This window comes from Kitasatospora sp. NPDC050543 (genome assembly GCF_044457565.1).
Classification (GTDB): domain Bacteria; phylum Actinomycetota; class Actinomycetes; order Streptomycetales; family Streptomycetaceae; genus Kitasatospora.
In genome coordinates this window covers 192,530-209,391 of record NZ_JBITGZ010000001.1, presented here as the reverse complement: position 1 = coordinate 209,391, position 16,862 = coordinate 192,530, and the positions used below count along the sequence as shown (strand labels likewise).

Sequence of the window (16,862 nt, the reverse complement as noted above, 5' to 3'; positions counted from 1 at the left end):
CGCACCACGAGCAGGACCACGAAATGACCGCCGCCGCCATCGATCCGACCGTCCGCGCCGAGCAGACCGCTGAACTTCAGATCCAGAACAGGACCCTTGAGATGCAACTTCTCCACGAAGCCCTGGCCCGTGCCCATATGCAAGACCGCCTCCAGGAGGCGGAGCACGAACGCGTGGTCACCCGGGTGGTGCGCGCCCGCAGGCTCAAGCTGCGGGCCGAGCGCGCCTCGCTGCGGGCCCGCAAGGCCCTTGCCGTCGCACTGATGTAACAGGCGCCGGCGCACGCTTCACCCCCGTCGTACCGATGGCCGCCCCCCCTTTGCGGGGAGCGGCCATCGGTCGTGTTCCGGTAGGTCCGTCAGCTCTTCCTGACGGGCCGTCTGCCGGTGGCGGGCTTCCCGACGGCGGCTTTGACGAGCGGCTCGCCGTCGAGCACCCGGCCGGCCGCGCCCTCGGTGGTGAACCCCGGCAGCCACTCCAGCATCTCCGCCCGGAACGGCGCGTTGGCGCCCAACTGGCAGAGCACCCCGATGGTGCTGAGCGTCACCCGGTGGATCAGCAGGTACGCCGGCGGCAGGTTGAGCTGCTTGCCGAGGTTGTAGGCGGGAGAGCGCGGGTCGGCGATCCGCGCGGCCTGGGAGCGCATCCAGCTGCGGGTGAAGTGGAAGGTCTCCACCGCAGCCGGCTCGATGATCGGCAGCAGGTAGTCGAGCACCGCGTCCGGGTCGAGCGCGATCGAGGGCTTGACGAAGCCCTCCTCACGCAGCATCTCCAGCACCCCGGCCGCGTCGCCGGCCAGAGCCATCCGCAGCGAGTCCCCGATCGGGGAGGGCAGACCGCCCGGCAGCCGGTCGACCGTGCCGAAGTCGAGCACCCCGAGCCGCCAGCCCTCGGCGGGGCCGTCGTCCTTGAGCAGCCGGAAGTTCCCCGGGTGCGGGTCAGCGTGCAGCAGCCCCGTCCGGGACGGACCGGCGAACAGGAAGCGGGCGAGCAGGTGCCCGGCGCGGTCCCGCTCCTCCTGGGTGCCGCCCGCGATCACCTCGGCCAGCGGGGTGCCGCCCATCCACTCGGTGACCAGCACCTGGTCGGCCTGGGCCACCACGCCCGGCACCTGGATGTCCGGATCGCCGGCGAACTCCTCGGCGTGCCGCTGCTGCGCCTTCGCCTCCAGTTCGTAGTCCAGCTCCTCGGAGACCCGCTCGCGCAGCTCCGTGATCAGCGGCTTGATGTCCAACCCGGGGATCAGCGGGCCGAGCAGCCAGGCGACCCGGCTCAGCTGGGTGAGGTCCGCCAGCAGAGCCTCCCCGGCGCCCGGGTACTGCACCTTGACGGCGACCTCCCGGCCGTCGTGCCAGACGGCCCGGTGTACCTGCCCGATCGAGGCGGCGGCGGCCGGCTTGTCGTCGAAGCTCTTGAAGCGGCTGCGCCAGTCCTCGCCGAGCCGCTCGGCGAGTGCGCTGTGCACCTTGGCGGCGGGCATCGGGGGCGCGGCGTCCTGAAGCTTCGTCAGCGCGGCCCGGTACGGCCCGGCGACCTCCTCCGGCAGCGCGGCCTCGAAGACGGACAGCACCTGCCCGAACTTCATCGCCCCGCCCTTGAGCTCGCCGAGGACCTTGAAGAGCTGGTCCGCGGTGGCCTGCTGGAGTTCGGCCGTCACCACCTCGGCGGAGCGGCCGCCGATCCGCTTGCCGAGACCGAGTGTGGCCCGACCGGCTATCCCCAGCGGCAGGGCAGCGAGCCTTGCCGTACGGGTCACTGCCTTGCGCGGAAGATCGCTCACCCGGGCCTCCCAGTCAGACGCCCACGGTGGCCGGCGCGAGCCGCGCGGGCCTGAGGGACGTTGGTCACTACGCCATTGTGCCCGCTCCCGGTGGCACCTCGGTCGAATTGACGATTGTCCTGATCGCGCCCCGACCAGCGCCGGGCCGGGCGGGTGCTCCGGGCCACCGGCCCCGCCCGGTCAGGCGCCCGAGCGGCTGCCCGTCCTGTCTCGCGCACCGGCCCTACCACCGGCCGTACGTGCCCCGAGCCCCGCGCCCGGAGCCCCGCGCCCGGAGCCCGGTGCCCCGAGCCCGGTGCTCGGCCGGGTCCGCGGGGGTCAGGCCGGTGCCCCGGGTTGCCACTGGCAGCCGCAGTCGGGGTGTGGCCGCAGCCGCAGCCGCCGGGCCATGCCGTCGGCGGCGGAGAGCTCGCACCAGCCGTCGACGCTGGGCGGCCCGGTGCCGTCCAGGTGGAGCAGGACGTGCAGGGCCGCCAGCCCCGCGACAGCCGTCGCCAGTGCGCCGTCGCAGGCCGGGGTGCGGGCCGGGCCCGGGCCGTCCTCGGCCAGCTGGGGGAGCAGCCGGGGCCAGGCAGGATCCTCCTCGGTGCGGGCGAAGGCCAGGCAGCCACCGCAGGCCGAGGTACCGGGCAGCACCAGCGGGCCGACCACCCCGAGGTGTTCGACCACCCCCGTGTACAGGTGCGGCACCCCGGCCCGCATCAGTGGCCGGGCCCCGTACGCGCCGCCGGCGAAGGCCCCGCTGCCACTGCGGGGTGCCAGCACCACGAGCGTGGGGGGTGGAGCCGAACGGCCGGCGGCCGCCGTGCGTGAGCCGCCCGGGGCGAAGCCCGCCGCGCGCTGGACGCTCTCGCGGGCGGCGGTCGCCCGCAGCCGCCCGACCTCGGTCGGCGCCAGGCCGGCTGGTGAGCAGTCGCCCGGGGTGACCCGGCCGGTGTCCACGACCGTGACGATGCCGACCCCGCCGGCCGCCAGCGCGGCCGCCACGGCGCTGCCCACCCGCCCCGCGCCGCGCACCTCGACCCGGGCCGCGGCCCGGCCCCGCAGCGCGGCGGGGCCGGCGCCGGGCTCGGGGCGTACCAGGGACAGCGAGGCCAGATCCGGGCCCAGGAGCTCGCGGCGTGGTTGCGGATAGCACTCCAGGGCCTCCCAGGTGGCCGCGGCGTCGTCGAGCAGGCCGCCCTTCTCCAGGTCGTCCAGCAGGTCGCCGGTGGGATCCCGGCCGAGGCCGAGGCGCTCGCCGGCCGCCAGCAGCGCGGGCCGCTCACGGGTGCCGTCGAGCAGGGAGAGGAAGGAGCAGACGGCGGTGTCGGCCCGCTCGACGACGCGCGCGTGCCGGTGGACGGCGCCGAACTGCAGGGTCTCGGTGTCCCGCCAGGTGCGGGCGAGGGCGGGCTTGAGCACGGGCTTGAGCACGGGTCGCATCTGGGGATTCCCTCCCGGTGGGGCCGTCGCAGGTACGGCGAGGTCCATCGCCGCCCCCGCAGAATGCCCGATCCGCAGGGGCCGCCGCGCACGGTTGTCCACAGGCTCGCACCGATGATCGGAAGATCCCTTCGCACACCCTGTGGATAACCTGCCGGCTGACTCGGCCACCCCCTCCCGTCACTGGTCGTCGGCCTTTCGTTAGCGATCACTCCACGAAAGATTTCGGCCACGGCAGCGGACTTCTGTCATGGGGAACAGGTAACGTCGTGTGCCATGGCGGCCGAACGGGACTCCCATCCCTCGGCGTCGCGTCGGCGTGCCCGTGCAGCGTCCGGGTCGGGAGTCGCGGCGCCGAGCACGCGTGGCCGTCCGAATTCCGTCCAGCCGATGACGCCCCAGAACACCCAGCAGCCCCACGGCGCCCAGCCCCACGTCCAGCCCCTCGCCGGGGGCCAGCCGCCCGGCGGCCCGGGCAAGGAGCAGACGGTGGACCGCTCCAGGGTCGAGGTCCGCCGCAGCGCCCGGCGCAGCCGTACCGTCTCCGCGTACCGCGAGGGCGACCGCACCGTGGTGCTGATCCCGGCCCGGATGTCGTCGGCCGAGGAGCAGCGCTGGGTGGCCCAGATGCTGGAGAAGCTGGCCGCCCAGGAGAGCCGCCGGGTGCTCGGTGACGACGCGCTCGCCGCCCGGGCGCGTGAGCTGTCCACCAGCTACCTCGGCGGCCGGGCCCGGCCGGACCAGGTCCGCTGGGTGACCAACCAGAACTCCCGCTGGGGCTCCTGCACCCCGAGCGAGCGGACGATCCGGCTCTCCCACCGGTTGCAGGGGATGCCCGAGTACGTCGTCGACTACGTGCTGCTGCACGAGCTCGCCCACCTGCTGGTGCCCGATCACGGGCCGGGCTTCTGGGCGCTGCTGGAGTCCTACCCGCGCACCGAGCGGGCCCGCGGCTACCTGGAGGGCGTGGTGTCGGCGGCCCGACTGCCGCACATCCCCGGCGCCCGCGGGGACCGCCAGTCCGAGGGGCAGGATCCCAGCCGTCCGGCCGCCGGGGATCCCTGCGCCTAGGAGCACGTCCGGCCGCCCAGCCGCCCAGCCGGCCGGCCGTGTGGCCGGAGCAGGCGGGCCGGGGCGGTCGGGGCGGTTGCAACCCTGCTGCGGAGCGGCACCGCTGGGATAGGGTCGCGGGGACCAGGCCGGTACACAGGGGAGGGCGATCTCAGCGCCATGACCAGGGAACTCGCCAAGGCGTCCCGCGTCCGCATCGGTGACCTCACCTCGGGTACCGAGCTCTACCTGGGCGTGCAGTTGACCGCACCGGGGCTCACCTTCGACATCAGCTGCTTCGGGCTGGACGCCGAGGAGCGGCTCAGCGACGACCGGTACTTCGTCTTCTTCAACCAGCCCGCCACACCCGAGAAGTCGGTGGAGCTCCTCGGCGCGCAGTCCGGAGACCATGAGGCCTTGCGCGTCGTGCTGCCGCAGGTGCCCGAGTCCATCCACAAGCTCAGCCTGACCGCGACTATCGACGGCGACGGCCGGATGTCGCAGGTGGCCTCCGGGTACGTACGGATCGTGGCGGGTGGCCAGGAGGTCGGCCGGTACTCCTTCACGGGCGCCGAGTTCAGCACCGAACGCGCGGTGATGCTGGCGGACCTCTACCGCCGCAGCGGCGAGTGGCGGTTCTCGGCGGTCGGTCAGGGCTTCGACGGCGGGTTGCAGGCGCTGCTGGAGAACTTCGGCGGCGAGGTCCTGGAGGACGAACCCGTGCCGCCGACACCCGCGCCCGTCGCCGCGCCCGTCCCCGGGCCGATTCCCGCGCCGATTCCCGCGCAGGCCACCCTGCCCGCCTTCACACCTCTGCCGACGCCCGCAACGGCGCCCGCCGCAGTGCCGCAGGCACCCACGCTCCCGATCCCGGCCCAGCCGCAGGCCCCCGGTGTGAAGCTCTCGCTGGTCAAGTACGCCGAGCTCCCCGAACAGACGGGCTGGCTGAAGCAGAACGACCATCTCGTCCGGTTCACCCTCACCAAGGGCCAGGACGTCCTGGCGTTGCAGGGCAGCATGGTCGCCTACCAGGGCGCCGCGGACTTCGCCCACGAGAGCTCGGGCATGCTCCGCAAGCTCACCGGCAATCTGACGGGTCAGCAGCTGAAGCTGATGCGGGTCTCCGGCGAGGGGCAGGTCTTCCTCGCCGACGAGGCCAGCCACCTGCACGTGGTCCGGCTGGAGGGCGACTCGATCTGCGTCAGCGCCGACCGGGTGCTGGCCTTCGACGCGGGCCTGGAGCACGAGGTCCGCCGGATCGAGGGCGAGGGGCTGCCGCACGGCGGCTTCTTCACCCTGCAGTTCGCCGGACACGGCACCGTGGTCGTCAAGACCAACGGCATCCCCGTCGTGCTGCCGGTGACACCGGCCCCGGAGACCTACGCCGACGTGAACGCCCTGGTGGCGTGGTCGCGCGGCGCGCAGGTGATCACCACCGCGCCGGTGCGGATCAGGCGCTCGGCGTACGCGGGGCATGCGGCGGAGTCGTACAGCCTGCAGTTCCGCGGCGGCCCGGGGAACTTCATCGTCGTCCAGCCGTTCGAGGTCTGAGAGATTCCCCGGCGCGGCCGGGGTGGGTAGGCGGGGTATTCATGCAGAGGCAGACGCTCTCGGGTACGTACCTTGAGGGATACGCGGAGGCGCCGGCGACGGCCAGGATGAGCAACCACGGCGCCGCGATGTGCAAGGTCGCGGTCACCTCGGGCCAGGACGTGCTGGCCAAGCCGGGGGCGATGGTCGCGTACGACGGCTACCTCCAGTACGAGGCGGTGTCCCAGACCTTCCGGCGTGCCCTCGGCGAGTGGGCCTCCGGCGAGCGCAGCCCGCTGCTGCGCTGGTCCGGTGACGGCACCCTCTACCTCGCCGACTTCGGCGCGGACGTTCTCAACCTCCAGCTCGACGACGAGTCGCTGTCCGTCAACGGCTCGCACCTGCTGGCCCTGGACGCCGCGCTGAGCTGCACGGTCGAGAAGGTGAAGGGCCCGGCGATGCTGGCCGGTACCGGGCTGTTCAACGTCACGGTGGCCGGCTCCGGCTGGGTCTCCGTCACCTCCCGGGGAGTGCCCGTGGTGCTGGACTGCGCCGAGGCCGAGACCTACGTCGACCCGGACGCGCTGGTCGCCTGGACCACCGGACTGGAGATCAGGACCCGCCGTACCGTCAAGGTCGGCGCGCTGATCGGCCGTGGCAGCGGCGAGGCACTCCAGCTGGGCTTCAGGGGCTCGGGCTTCGTCGTCGTCCAGCCCAGCGAGGACACCTCCGACCGACTCAAGATCCGCGGCTGATCCGCGGCTGAGGAGAGCACCGTGCAGAGCCCCCTTCTCGACCACACCGCCCTGACCGGCGACGACCGCTACGCCCTGCAGAACCCGCAGATGCTGCGGGTCGTCCTGGACGGCGGGCCGGACGTGCTGGCCCGCAGCGGCGCGATGGTCGCGCACACCGGCCGGGTCCAGTTCACCGGGTGGACACCGCCGGGCCGCCGCGGCCGTGGCGGCAACTCCCCGACGGCCCTGGACCTGATGCGCTGCACCGGGCACGGCACGGTCTACCTGGCCAACCTCGCCCAGCACCTGCACATCCTGGACCTCCAGCGCGAGCGGCTCACGGTGACCAGCAGCTACGTGCTGGCGCTGGACTCCACCGTCAGCTGGCAGGTGGTGAACATCGAGGGCGGCGAACGGATCTCCGGCATGGGCACCCACAGCCTGGAGCTCTCCGGCAGTGGGCGGCTGGTGCTGATGACCTCCGGCCAGCCGCTGGTGATGCGGGTGGAGCCCGGCCGGTACGTGTACGCGGACGCCGACGCGGTGGTCGGCTGGTCCTCCGGGCTGGAGGTCCAGCTCCAGGCGCAGAGCAGCAACACCGAGGCCTGGCGGCGGCGGGGCACCGCCACCGAGGGCTGGGAGATGGCGTTCACCGGCAGCGGCATGGTCCTGGTGCAGCCGAGCGAGCTGCTCACGCCGCGGCGCGTTCCGGTCCGCTGACGACCGGCCGCCGGCGCCGAACGGCCGACGGCGGGGCAGCGCGGGTGGCGGTCCGAACCGGACCCGCCCGGAGCGGTCCGGCCCGGGCCGGACCGCATGAGGGGGCCCGGCCGGGCCCCCTCACCGCGTCGGCCGGCTCAGGCCGTCAGTTCGCGGGCCCGCGTGACCAGTGCGCGCACCGAGTGGTCGGTCAGCTCGGGCAGCCGGTCGAAGTCGAACCAGCGCAGGTCCAGCGACTCCTCGCTGATCAGCGCCTCGGCACCGGGCGGGGCCACCGCGACGTACTGGACGTCCAGGTGGGTGTTCTCCGGGCGGTCCTTGCCGGTGCAGCGCACCAGGTGCCGGTCGAGCAGTACCGGCGCGGGCGAGCCGTCCGGCGCGAACAGCGTGAGGTCCGGGATGCCGGACTCCTCGGTCGCCTCCCGCAGCGCCGCAGCGGCCAGGGCCGGGTCGCCCGGCTCGCAGTGGCCACCCATCTGCAGCCAGATGCCGACCTTGGGGTGCAGGGTCAGCAGCACCCGACCGGCGGCCGGGTCGACGACCACGGCGCTGGCGGTGATGTGCGCCGGCAGGCAGGCCCGGAACAGGCCGTCCGGGTGCCCGGCGAGGTGCTCCAGGTAGTCGCGCCGCAGCTGCTCCTGCTCCGCGTCGGGGGCGTGCCAGCCCTTCAGCGCGCGGACGGCATCGGTGTGCAGCGCCGTCGCGCTCGTCTCGGTGACCGTCATGCCTTGGGGTCGTCCTCTCCGCCCTGGCCCTGCTCCGACCCGCCCTGCTCCGACCCGCCCTGCGGCTTGCCCTTGGGGCTCTCGCCCGCGGCGGCCTCGCCGAGCAGCTTGTCCAGCGCGGCGAAGTCGATGCCGCCCTCGGCGGCGTCGGCGCTCTCGCGGTGGACGAAGCCGTCCGGGTCGTCCAGGTCGGCGGCGGTCGGCAGCATGTCGGGGTGCTGCCAGAGCGCGTCGCGGCCGTCCACGCCGCGCGCGTCGGCCAGCGAGGCCCACAGTCGCGAGGCGTCCCGCAGCCGGCGCGGGCGCAGTTCGAGGCCGACCAGCGTGGCGAAGGTCTGCTCGGCGGGGCCGCCGGCGGCGCGCCGGCGGCGGACCGTCTCGCGCAGGGCGCCGGCCTGCGGCAGGTGCGGCTCGGCGGCGGCGTGCACGACCGCGTCCACCCAGCCCTCGACCAGCGCGAGCGCCGTCTCCAGGCGGGCCAGCGCGGCCTTCTGCTCGGGGGTGTCCTCGGGCTGGAGCAGGCCCCCGGCCAGCGCCTCCTGCATGGCCTCCGGATTGGTCGGGTCGAGCTGGCCGACCAGCTCCTCCATGCGCGTGGTGTCGACCTTGATACCGCGGGCGTAGGCCTCGACGGCGCCGAACAGGTGGGCCCGCAACCACGGCACATGGGCGAAGAGCCGCTGGTGGGCGGCCTCGCGCAGGGCGAGGTAGAGCCGGACCTCGTCGGCCGGCACGCTCAGGCCCTCACCGAACTCGGCGACGTTCTGCGGCAGCAGCGCGGCCTTGCCGGCCGGGGCGAGCGGCAGACCGACGTCGGTCGAGCCGACCACCTCGGCGGCCAGCGCGCCCAGCGCCTGGCCGATCTGGGTGCCGAACATCGCGCCGCCCATCGAGCGCATGACACCCATCAGCGGGCCGGCCATGGCCTGCATCTCCTCGGGCAGCACACCGCCCATCGCGTTGCCGACCCGCTCGGCGACCGGGTCCACCAGGTCCTTCCAGACCGGCAGGGTCGCCTCGATCCACTCGGCCCGGCTCCAGGCCACGGCGGTGCCGGCGCCGGAGGGGAACTCGGTGGCGGAGTCCAGCCAGAGGTCGGCCAGCCGGACGGCCTCGGCCACCGCCGAGCGCTCGGCGGCGCTCACCGAGCGGTCCTTGCTCTTGCCGTCGGCGGGCTCGGCGACGACCGTCTGGCGGGCGATGTCCTTGGCGAGCTCCCAGTTCACCGGGCCGCCTTCGAACGAGAGCATCTGCCCGAGCTGCTGGAACGCCGCACCGAGGTCGCTGGGGTTCAGGCCGCCCAGCATCGCGCCGAACGGATTGTCGGCCCCCGGCGCGCCGCCCGGCGCGCCCATGCCGAAGAGCGCCCCCAGCGGGTTGCCACCGAAGCCGAAGGGCTGCTGGGGGGTGCCGCCGGGCTCGCCCTGGCCGCCCTGCTCGCCGGCCTTGTCGCGGTCGGCCTTGTCGCGCTTGGCCTTGCCGTCCTCGGGCTCCTCTGGCGGAACGCCGAATCCGAAGGGAAGGTCGCTCACGGGTTCCTCGATCTGGTCGGCCGTCACGCGGGTGGTGTGGCGGGAAAGTCTGCAGGCCCGGGACGGTGGACGGAGCGGGGGACTCGCGGCCGGTGGGCGGCTCCCACGCGGTCTGGACCGCGCCGGGTGCACCGCCGGGCCTTCGCCTCGGGCAGGATGGACCGTACGTGACACTCGTACGTACGCACATAAGCTAACCGTGGAGGATGGCCGGTGAGTTCCCCGCCTTCGGACGTTCGCTCTGGGCTGACCGGAGGTGAGGACGCCCCGGACACCACGGCGTCGCCGCCTCCAGCCTACGGCGGCAGGCCGCTGACCGTGGCCGTCACCGGGGCCGCCGGCGTGCTCGGTGAGCGGGTCGCGGCCCGCCTGGTGGCCTCCCCCGGGGTCAGGAAGGTGCTGGCGATCGACGACCGGCGCGGCGACGTGCCCGGCGTGCAGTGGCGCGTCCTGGACGTGCGCGACCCGGCGGTCGCCGAGCGCCTCGCCGGGGTCGACGTGGTCGTCCACCTCGCGATGGACCTCGGCATGGAGTCCGACCCGCGGGCCCGCAGCGCGTACAACGTGCGGGGCGCGCAGACGGTGCTGACCGCCGCCGCGGCCGCCGGGGTGCACCGGGTGGTGCTCTGCACCTCGGCGATGGTCTACGGCGCCCTGCCGGACAACGAGGTGCCGCTCGCCGAGGACTCCGAGCTGCGGGCCACCGAGGAGGCCTCACTGGTCGGCGACCTGCTGGAGATCGAGCGGCTCGCCCGGCGGGCGCCGCGCGCCCACCCGGGCCTCCAGGTCACCGTGCTGCGCCCGGCCGTGGTGGTGGGCCCGGGCATCGACACCGTGCTGACCAGGCACTTCGAGGCGCCGCGCCTGCTGGTGGTGGCTGGCTCCCGGCCCTGCTGGCAGTTCTGCCACGTCGACGACCTGGCCACCGCTCTGGAGTACGCGGCGCTCGGACTGGTCGAGGGCGAGGTGACGGTCGGCTGCGACGGCTGGCTGGAGCAGGAGGATGTCGAGGCGCTCTCGGGCATCCGGCGGATGGAGCTGCCGGCCGCGCTGGCGCTGGGCACCGCGGCCCGGCTGCACCGGCTGGGCCTGACCCCGGCCCCGGCGGGCGACCTGGCCTACACGATGTACCCGTGGGTGGTCTCCGGCAGCCGGCTGCACGAGGCGGGCTGGCGTCCGTTGTTCTCCAACGAGCAGGTGCTCGCCGAGCTGCTGGCGCAGGTCTCCGGCAAGCATGCGGTGGCCGGCCGCCGCCTGGGTGGCAAGGAGGCCGCCACCAGCCTCGGCGCCGCGGGTGCGACGGTCGCCCTGGTCGGTACCGCCGCCCTGGTCCGCAGGGCCCGCAAGCGCCGCCGCTTCTGAGCCGCGCCCGCAGAGCTGAGCGTGGCCGCTTCTGAGCCGCGCCCGCAGTAGCAAGGTGCAGGCGCGGTGGCCTGGCGCCCGCCCTCGGCGGTGTACGACCGGCCCGGTCGCCGGCATCCCTGCCGCCGACTTCTCACGATGCGAAATTTCACAATCGTGATGCGGAAGGCTCTTGTCGAAGCCCACCCATGATGAGGAATCATGGAGGCATGTCCGAGAACCACGACCCCATCCGTCTCCTCGCCATCCGCGACACCCCGCTCTCCCTCGACGAGGTGTACGAGGCGGTCGGGGACGACGCGGCAGGCGGCACGACCGTCTTCGTCGGGACGGTCCGTGACCACGACGGCGGCAAGTCGGTCGCGGCGCTGGAGTACAGCTGCCACCCGACGGCCGAGCAGGAGATGCGCCGGATCGCCGAGAAGGTCGTGGCGGACTTCCCCGTCCGCGCGCTGGCGGCGGTGCACCGGATAGGCCGGCTGGAGATCACCGACAAGGCGGTGATCGTCGCGGTGTCCTGTGCACACCGAGGCGAGGCCTTCGCGGCCGCCCGCCGGCTGATCGACGACCTCAAGCACGAGGTGCCGATCTGGAAGCACCAGGTCTTCTCCAACGGTGACGAGGAGTGGGTCGGCGCCGGCTCCTGCTGACCGATGGCCCAGGGCCCAGGGCCGAGGGCCGAGGGCCGAGGGGGTGTCGCACCCCCGCTCACCCGTTCGGCGGCAGGCCGGTGGGAGGCGTACTCCGCACCGGTGAGCCGATCGGGGGGCCGTAACCCGGATGGCGCCATGCCCGTTGTCCGACCGAGTGGTTAATCTGCTCATAGACACGACGAGCTGGGAGTACGGATATGGCTGCGCTCGCCTGGTTGATCATTCCGGTTGTCGCCGCCCTGCTCGCCACCGTCTGGGCAGGCTGGGCCGCCCGCCCGCCCAAGGCGACCGGTGACCCGGCCTCACTGGCCGAGCACCAGCGCTTCATGGCGGCGATGGAACGCACCACGGCCGGCTCCGGTGCCGCACCCGGCGAGCGCCCGGGTCGGTGACCCGGGGGGCGCGCGACGGGTGCCGTCCCGTACTGTCGTGCCATGCCACGCCGCTCTGCGACGATGCTCGCCGCCACCCTGCTGCTCATAGGGCTGCTCTGCGCCTCCGTGCTGATGAAGGTGCCGTACACGGAGATGAGCCCAGGGCCGACGTACGACACGCTCGGCGCGCAGGAGAAGACCGGGAAGCCGGTGATCACCATCACCGGCCATGAGTCGTACCCGGCGACCGGCCACCTCAACATGACGACCGTCCAGGTCACCGGGGCGAAGTACGAGCCCAGCCTGGTCTCCGCGGTGGTCGGCTGGCTGCGTGGCGACGTGCTGGTGGTGCCGCACGACAACGTCTACCCGGCCGGCCAGACCGACGAGCAGGCCCGGAACGAGAACGCCGAGGAGTTCGCCTCCTCCGAGGACAGCGCGCGGACGGCGGCGCTCAGCCAGCTGGGCATCCCTGTCGGCAGCGAGGTGATCGTCTCCACGGTGGTGGCCGGCAGCCCCTCCGAGGGCAAGCTGCACGCGGGCGACCAGATCGTCGCGGTGGACGGCAACCGGATCACGGCGGTCGAGCAGGTCGCCAAGCAGGTCAGCTCGCACAAGCCCGGCGAGCCGGTGGTCTTCACCGTGGTGCCGCGGGCCAAGGACTCGGGCACGGCCGACCCGGCCAAGGAGAGCCAGGTCACCGTCACCACCGTCAAGGCGGCCGACTCCGACCGGGCGATCGTGGGCATCGGCCCCGACACCCGCCACACCTTCCCGTTCCAGGTCGACATCGGCCTTCAGGACGTCGGCGGCCCCAGTGCGGGCCTGATGTTCTCGCTCGGCATCATCGAGAAGCTGACGCCCGAGGACCTCACCGGCGGCAAGTTCATCGCCGGCACCGGCACCATCACCGACGAGGGCAAGGTCGGCCCGATCGGCGGGATAGCGATGAAGCTGATCGCGGCCCGGGACGCGGGCGCCGAGTACTTCTTCACCCCGGCCGACAACTGCGCCGAGGCTGTCAAGGACACCCCCAGCGGCCTGACCCTGATCAAGGCGGACACCCTGGACGGCGCGCTGAAGTCGCTGGAGCAGGTCCGCTCCGGGCAGACCTCGGCGCTGCCGTCCTGCGCTCGGGGCTGATCCCGCTCAACCCGAGCCCGACCGACGCGAGCCCGAGCCCGCTCAACCCGAGCCCGAGCGGACCCGGGCCCGGCACGCGCCGGGCCCGGGGCGGCCCGAGGGCTCAGGCGAAGGTCGCCAGCAGTGCGTCGGTCAGACCGGGCACCAGGTCGGGGCCGGTCAGCACCTCACGCGCGACGTCCTTGGAGCGCAGCCGCAGCGCGGTCTCCCGCTTGCCGCCCCGCAGGACGGCGGCGGTGATCCGCACCTCCTCGCGCTTGGGGTGGGCGGCCACCCACTCCGCGAGCTGGGCCTCGGTCGCGTTCTTCGGCCGGGACTGCTCGGCACCCGGCGGCAGCATCAGCCGCTCGACCACCAGCGCGCAGCCGGCGATCATGTCGGGCCAGGCGATCGTGCCGAGGAACTTGTCCAGTTCCATTCCGGCCGGCAGCTCGTCCTGCTCGATCGGGGTGAGGCCGGGCTCCTCGGAGTCCGCGAGACCGAGCTGCTTGGCGAGCTTGGGGTCGGCCTTGCGCAGCTGGGCGCTGTCCACCAGGGCGAACAGCCGGGCCGGCTGGTCCCAGCCCAGGGTGGCGGAGTACTCGTCGATCTCCAGCGCGGCACGGGTCAGCGGGGTCGCGGCCGGGAGGCTGGAGACGTCGGACGGGGTGTTGGGGGAATCGGACATGCCTCAATCCTCACACGGCCCGTGCCAGCTGCCGCCCCACCCCGGCCGGGGAAGGGGACCGAACCGGCAGAACCGGTCGAACCCACCACCGGGCCCGGGAACTCAGGTAAAGACTGATTAAGTTGCATTGACGACCGAACGACTCCAGACGACACAGCCGAGGTGCCACCGTGGTATTCCAGATGCCGGACCGCTCAGGACCGGGGTTCCGGCCAAGAGTGGGCCCGCCCTCGCGGCGGACGCGGGTGCTCCTGCTGACCGTGGGCGTGCTCGCGGTGCTCTTCCTGCTGTTCGTCATGTTCGCCGGGTTCTGGACGGACTGGCTCTGGTTCAAGTCCGTCCACTACTCCTCGGTCTTCACCACCCAGCTCTGGACCAAGATCGGTCTCTTCGCGGTCACCGGCCTGCTGATGGCGCTCTTCGTCGGTGCCAACATCTGGCTCGCCCACCGGCTGCGGCCGCCGCTGTCGGCGATGTCGGTCGAGCAGCAGAGCCTGGACCGCTACCGGGCGGGCATCGCGCCGTTCAAGCGCTGGGTGCTGATCGGCGTCTCGGTGGTGATCGGCCTGGTGTCCGGCGCGGCGGCGGCCGGCCAGTGGCGGACCTGGCTGCTCTGGGTCAACGGGACGCCCTTCGGGGTGAAGGACAGCCAGTTCAATCTGGACGTCTCCTTCTATGCCTTCGACCTGCCCTTCTACGAGTTCCTGCTGGGCTTCGCGTTCAGCGCGGTGATCGTCGCGCTGCTCATCTCGATCCTGGTGCACTACCTCTACGGCGGCCTGCGGTTGCAGGGCCCGGGCCGGCGCGCCAGCGCCGGGGCGCAGGGTCACCTTGCCGTGCTGCTCGGTGTCTTCGTCCTGCTCAAGGCCGTCGCGTACTGGCTGGACCGGTACGCGCTGGCGGTGAAGTCCGGCACCTACAAGGGCGTTGAGGGCTGGACGGGCCTGCGCTACGTGGACGCCAACGCCTTCCTGCCGGCCAAGACCATCCTGTTCTTCGTCGCGGTCATCTGCGCGGTGCTCTTCTTCCTCACGCCGGTGCGCCGCACCTGGGCCCCGGCGCTGATCGGCTTCGGCCTGATGGCGCTCTCGGCGGTGCTGATCGGTGGGGTCTACCCGGCGATCGTGCAGCAGTTCCAGGTCAAGCCGAACGAGCAGGCCAAGGAGACGCCGTACATCCAGAAGAACATCGACGCCACCAGGCAGGCGTACGGCATCGCGGACAGCGAGACCCAGCAGTACGACCCCAAGAACGCCACCAGTGCCGAGGCGCTGAAGCCGGACGCCCAGACCATCGCCGACATCCGGCTGCTGGACCCGAACGTGGTGGCGCCGACCTTCCAGCAGAACGAGGCGCTGCGTAAGTACTACGCGTTCCCCAAGTCCCTGGACGTCGACCGGTACGGCGCCCAGGACACCGTGCTCGGTGTCCGTGAGCTCGACCTGAACGGCATCCAGCGGAACTGGATCAACGACCACTTCAAGTACACCCACGGCTACGGCGCCGTCGCCGCCAAGGGCAACCAGGTCGACGTCAACGGCAACCCGGTCTACACCGAGTCCGCGCTGCCGACCAAGGGCGCCTTCGGCCCGTACCAGCAGCGGGTCTACTACGGCGAGAAGACCAGCACGTACTCGATCGTCGGCGGCGGCAACAAGGAGATCGACTACACCTCGGAGTCGGGCGCTCCCGAGACCTTCACCTACGACGGCGGCAGCGGCGTCTCGCTGGACAACCCGCTGACGCGGGCGGCGTACGCGGTGAAGTTCGCGGAGCCGCAGATGCTGTACTCGGGCGCGATCACCGGCGGTGCCAAGGTGATCTACGACCGGACGCCCAAGGAGCGGGTGGAGAAGGTCGCGCCCTGGCTCTCCATCGACGCCGACCCGTACCCGGTGGTGCAGGACGGCAAGCTGGTCTGGGTGCTGGACGGCTACACCACCTCGGACGGCTACCCGTTCGCGTCCAAGACGGCCCTGGGCGATGTCACCAAGGACTCGCTCACCGACCAGCGCGGGCGCACGCTCACCCCGGTGAACAAGGTCAACTACATCCGCAACTCGGTGAAGGCGACGGTCGACGCCTACACCGGCGAGGTGACGCTGTACCAGTGGGACGAGGTCGACCCGGTACTGAAGACCTGGATGAAGGCCTTCCCCGGATCGGTGCAGCCCAAGGCCGACATCCCGGCCGCGTTGATGCCGCACCTGCGCTACCCGCAGGACCTCTTCAAGGTGCAGCGCGACCTGCTCGCCGAGTACCACATGACCGATGCCAACGGGTTCTTCAACGGCACCGACATCTGGCAGGTGCCGGCCGACCCGACCACCAACACGGGCGAGGTGCAGCCGCCGTACTACCTGACGGTCCGGATGCCCGACGCCAAGGCCGCGAGCTTCTCGCTGACCACCAGCTTCGTCCCGAGCGGACGCGACAACCTGGCCGCCTTCATGGCGGTCAGCGCGGACCCGGGGCCGGACTACGGGAAGATCCGGATCACCAAGGTGCCGAGCGGCTCCGGGGCGCTGGGGCCGAAGCAGACCCAGGCGAAGTTCAACTCGGACCCGACCGTCGCCAACCAGCTCACCCTGCTGAAGACCGGTACGGACTCCGACATCGAGTACGGCAACCTGCTGACCCTGCCGGTCGGCGGCGGCCTGCTCAACGTCGAGCCGGTCTACCTGATCGGGCGAAGCGCCAAGGTCCCGGTGCTGAAGCGGGTGCTGGCGACGTACGGCAACGAGCACGCCGTCGTCGCGGTGGAGGAGAACCTGGAGAAGGCGCTGGCGAAGGTGCTGGGCGCGGCCGCGGCCGGTGCGCAGGTCACGCCGCCGGCGCCCGGCACCTCCTCGCCCGGGACGCCGACGACGCCGACCACGCCCACCACCCCGGCCACGCCGACGCCTTCGCCCACCACGCCGCCCACCGGCGGTGGCGACCCGGCCGTCCAGCAGGCGTTGCAGGACCTGCAGAAGGCGTTCAAGGACGCACAGGACGCGCAGCGGGCGGGCGACTGGGCCAAGTACGGCGAGGCCCAGAAGGCGGCTCAGGTCGCACTGGACGCGGCGATCGCCGCCGAGCAGAAGGCCGCTGGTTCGCCCTCGGCCTCGCCCTCGGCTGCTCCCTCCGGAAGCCCGGCGCCCGCGCCGAGCGGCACTCCCTAG

15 protein-coding genes are annotated in these 16,862 nt (G+C 72.7%); 10 read left to right on the top strand and 5 right to left on the bottom strand.

Annotated features, from left to right (window positions below):
• Window positions 1-23: 23 nt before the first annotated feature.
• Window positions 24-269 (top strand): hypothetical protein, encoded by a 246-nt coding sequence (locus ACIBH3_RS00870; protein ID WP_396309939.1) that lies wholly within the window; start codon window positions 24-26, stop codon window positions 267-269.
• Window positions 270-358: 89 nt separating this feature from the next.
• Here ACIBH3_RS00870 and ACIBH3_RS00865 read toward each other — a convergent pair whose 3' ends face one another.
• Together ACIBH3_RS00865 and ACIBH3_RS00860 are read right to left on the bottom strand one after the other, a co-directional pair.
• Window positions 359-1,780 (bottom strand): ABC1 kinase family protein, encoded by a 1,422-nt coding sequence (locus ACIBH3_RS00865; RefSeq protein ID WP_396309675.1) that lies wholly within the window; start codon window positions 1,778-1,780, stop codon window positions 359-361.
• A gap of 318 nt (window positions 1,781-2,098) precedes the next feature.
• A complete protein-coding gene (locus tag ACIBH3_RS00860; RefSeq protein WP_396309674.1) occupies window positions 2,099-3,205 on the bottom strand; it encodes a ThiF family adenylyltransferase in 1,107 nt (368 codons plus the stop codon).
• A 390-nt stretch (window positions 3,206-3,595) separates the two neighbouring features.
• Here ACIBH3_RS00860 and ACIBH3_RS00855 point away from each other — a divergent pair, with 390 nt between their 5' ends.
• The 4 genes from ACIBH3_RS00855 (at window position 3,596) to ACIBH3_RS00840 (ending at window position 7,242) form a co-directional block, all read left to right on the top strand.
• Complete coding sequence (locus ACIBH3_RS00855) at window positions 3,596-4,276, top strand: M48 family metallopeptidase (protein ID WP_396309673.1); 681 nt, start codon at window positions 3,596-3,598, stop codon at window positions 4,274-4,276.
• A gap of 159 nt (window positions 4,277-4,435) precedes the next feature.
• The gene (locus ACIBH3_RS00850) at window positions 4,436-5,806 is read left to right on the top strand and encodes a TerD family protein (RefSeq protein ID WP_396309672.1); all 1,371 of its coding nucleotides are present in this window, start codon (window positions 4,436-4,438) and stop codon (window positions 5,804-5,806) included.
• 41 nt (window positions 5,807-5,847) lie between these two features.
• A complete protein-coding gene (locus tag ACIBH3_RS00845; protein ID WP_396309671.1) occupies window positions 5,848-6,540 on the top strand; it encodes an AIM24 family protein in 693 nt (230 codons plus the stop codon).
• A 21-nt stretch (window positions 6,541-6,561) separates the two neighbouring features.
• Complete coding sequence (locus tag ACIBH3_RS00840) at window positions 6,562-7,242, top strand: AIM24 family protein (protein WP_396309670.1); 681 nt, start codon at window positions 6,562-6,564, stop codon at window positions 7,240-7,242.
• Between the two features lie 137 nt (window positions 7,243-7,379).
• On the opposite strand, the gene ACIBH3_RS00835 is transcribed toward ACIBH3_RS00840, so the two are convergent.
• Window positions 7,380-7,967 carry an NUDIX hydrolase gene (locus ACIBH3_RS00835; protein WP_396309669.1) on the bottom strand — a complete coding sequence of 196 codons (588 nt, stop codon included), beginning with the start codon at window positions 7,965-7,967 and terminating at the stop codon, window positions 7,380-7,382.
• Window positions 7,964-9,499, bottom strand: a complete 1,536-nt coding sequence (locus tag ACIBH3_RS00830; protein WP_396309938.1) for a zinc-dependent metalloprotease — start codon at window positions 9,497-9,499, stop codon at window positions 7,964-7,966. Before ACIBH3_RS00830 ends, ACIBH3_RS00835 begins: the two co-directional genes overlap by 4 nt.
• A 213-nt stretch (window positions 9,500-9,712) precedes the next feature.
• On the opposite strand from ACIBH3_RS00830, the gene ACIBH3_RS00825 reads away from it, so the two are divergent.
• The 4 genes from ACIBH3_RS00825 to ACIBH3_RS00810 all read left to right on the top strand — a co-directional run bounded on the left by ACIBH3_RS00825 (window position 9,713) and on the right by ACIBH3_RS00810 (window position 13,031).
• On the top strand, window positions 9,713-10,861 hold the full coding sequence (locus ACIBH3_RS00825) for an NAD-dependent epimerase/dehydratase family protein (protein WP_396309668.1): 1,149 nt from the start codon (window positions 9,713-9,715) through the stop codon (window positions 10,859-10,861).
• Between the two features lie 209 nt (window positions 10,862-11,070).
• Window positions 11,071-11,511 carry a molybdenum cofactor biosynthesis protein MoaE gene (locus ACIBH3_RS00820; RefSeq protein WP_396309667.1) on the top strand — a complete coding sequence of 147 codons (441 nt, stop codon included), beginning with the start codon at window positions 11,071-11,073 and terminating at the stop codon, window positions 11,509-11,511.
• Window positions 11,512-11,711: 200 nt separating this feature from the next.
• Entirely contained in the window at window positions 11,712-11,906 is a 195-nt protein-coding gene (locus ACIBH3_RS00815) for a hypothetical protein (protein WP_396309666.1), read from the top strand.
• Window positions 11,907-11,948: 42 nt separating this feature from the next.
• Window positions 11,949-13,031, top strand: a complete 1,083-nt coding sequence (locus tag ACIBH3_RS00810; RefSeq protein ID WP_396309665.1) for a PDZ domain-containing protein — start codon at window positions 11,949-11,951, stop codon at window positions 13,029-13,031.
• 103 nt (window positions 13,032-13,134) lie between these two features.
• Here the strand turns inward: ACIBH3_RS00810 and ACIBH3_RS00805 are convergent, their stop codons facing one another.
• A complete protein-coding gene (locus tag ACIBH3_RS00805; RefSeq protein WP_396309664.1) occupies window positions 13,135-13,698 on the bottom strand; it encodes a PPA1309 family protein in 564 nt (187 codons plus the stop codon).
• 182 nt (window positions 13,699-13,880) lie between these two features.
• Between ACIBH3_RS00805 and ACIBH3_RS00800 the strand changes: the two genes are divergently transcribed.
• Window positions 13,881-16,862, top strand: coding sequence for a UPF0182 family protein (locus ACIBH3_RS00800; protein WP_396309937.1), 2,982 nt, complete (start codon window positions 13,881-13,883; stop codon window positions 16,860-16,862).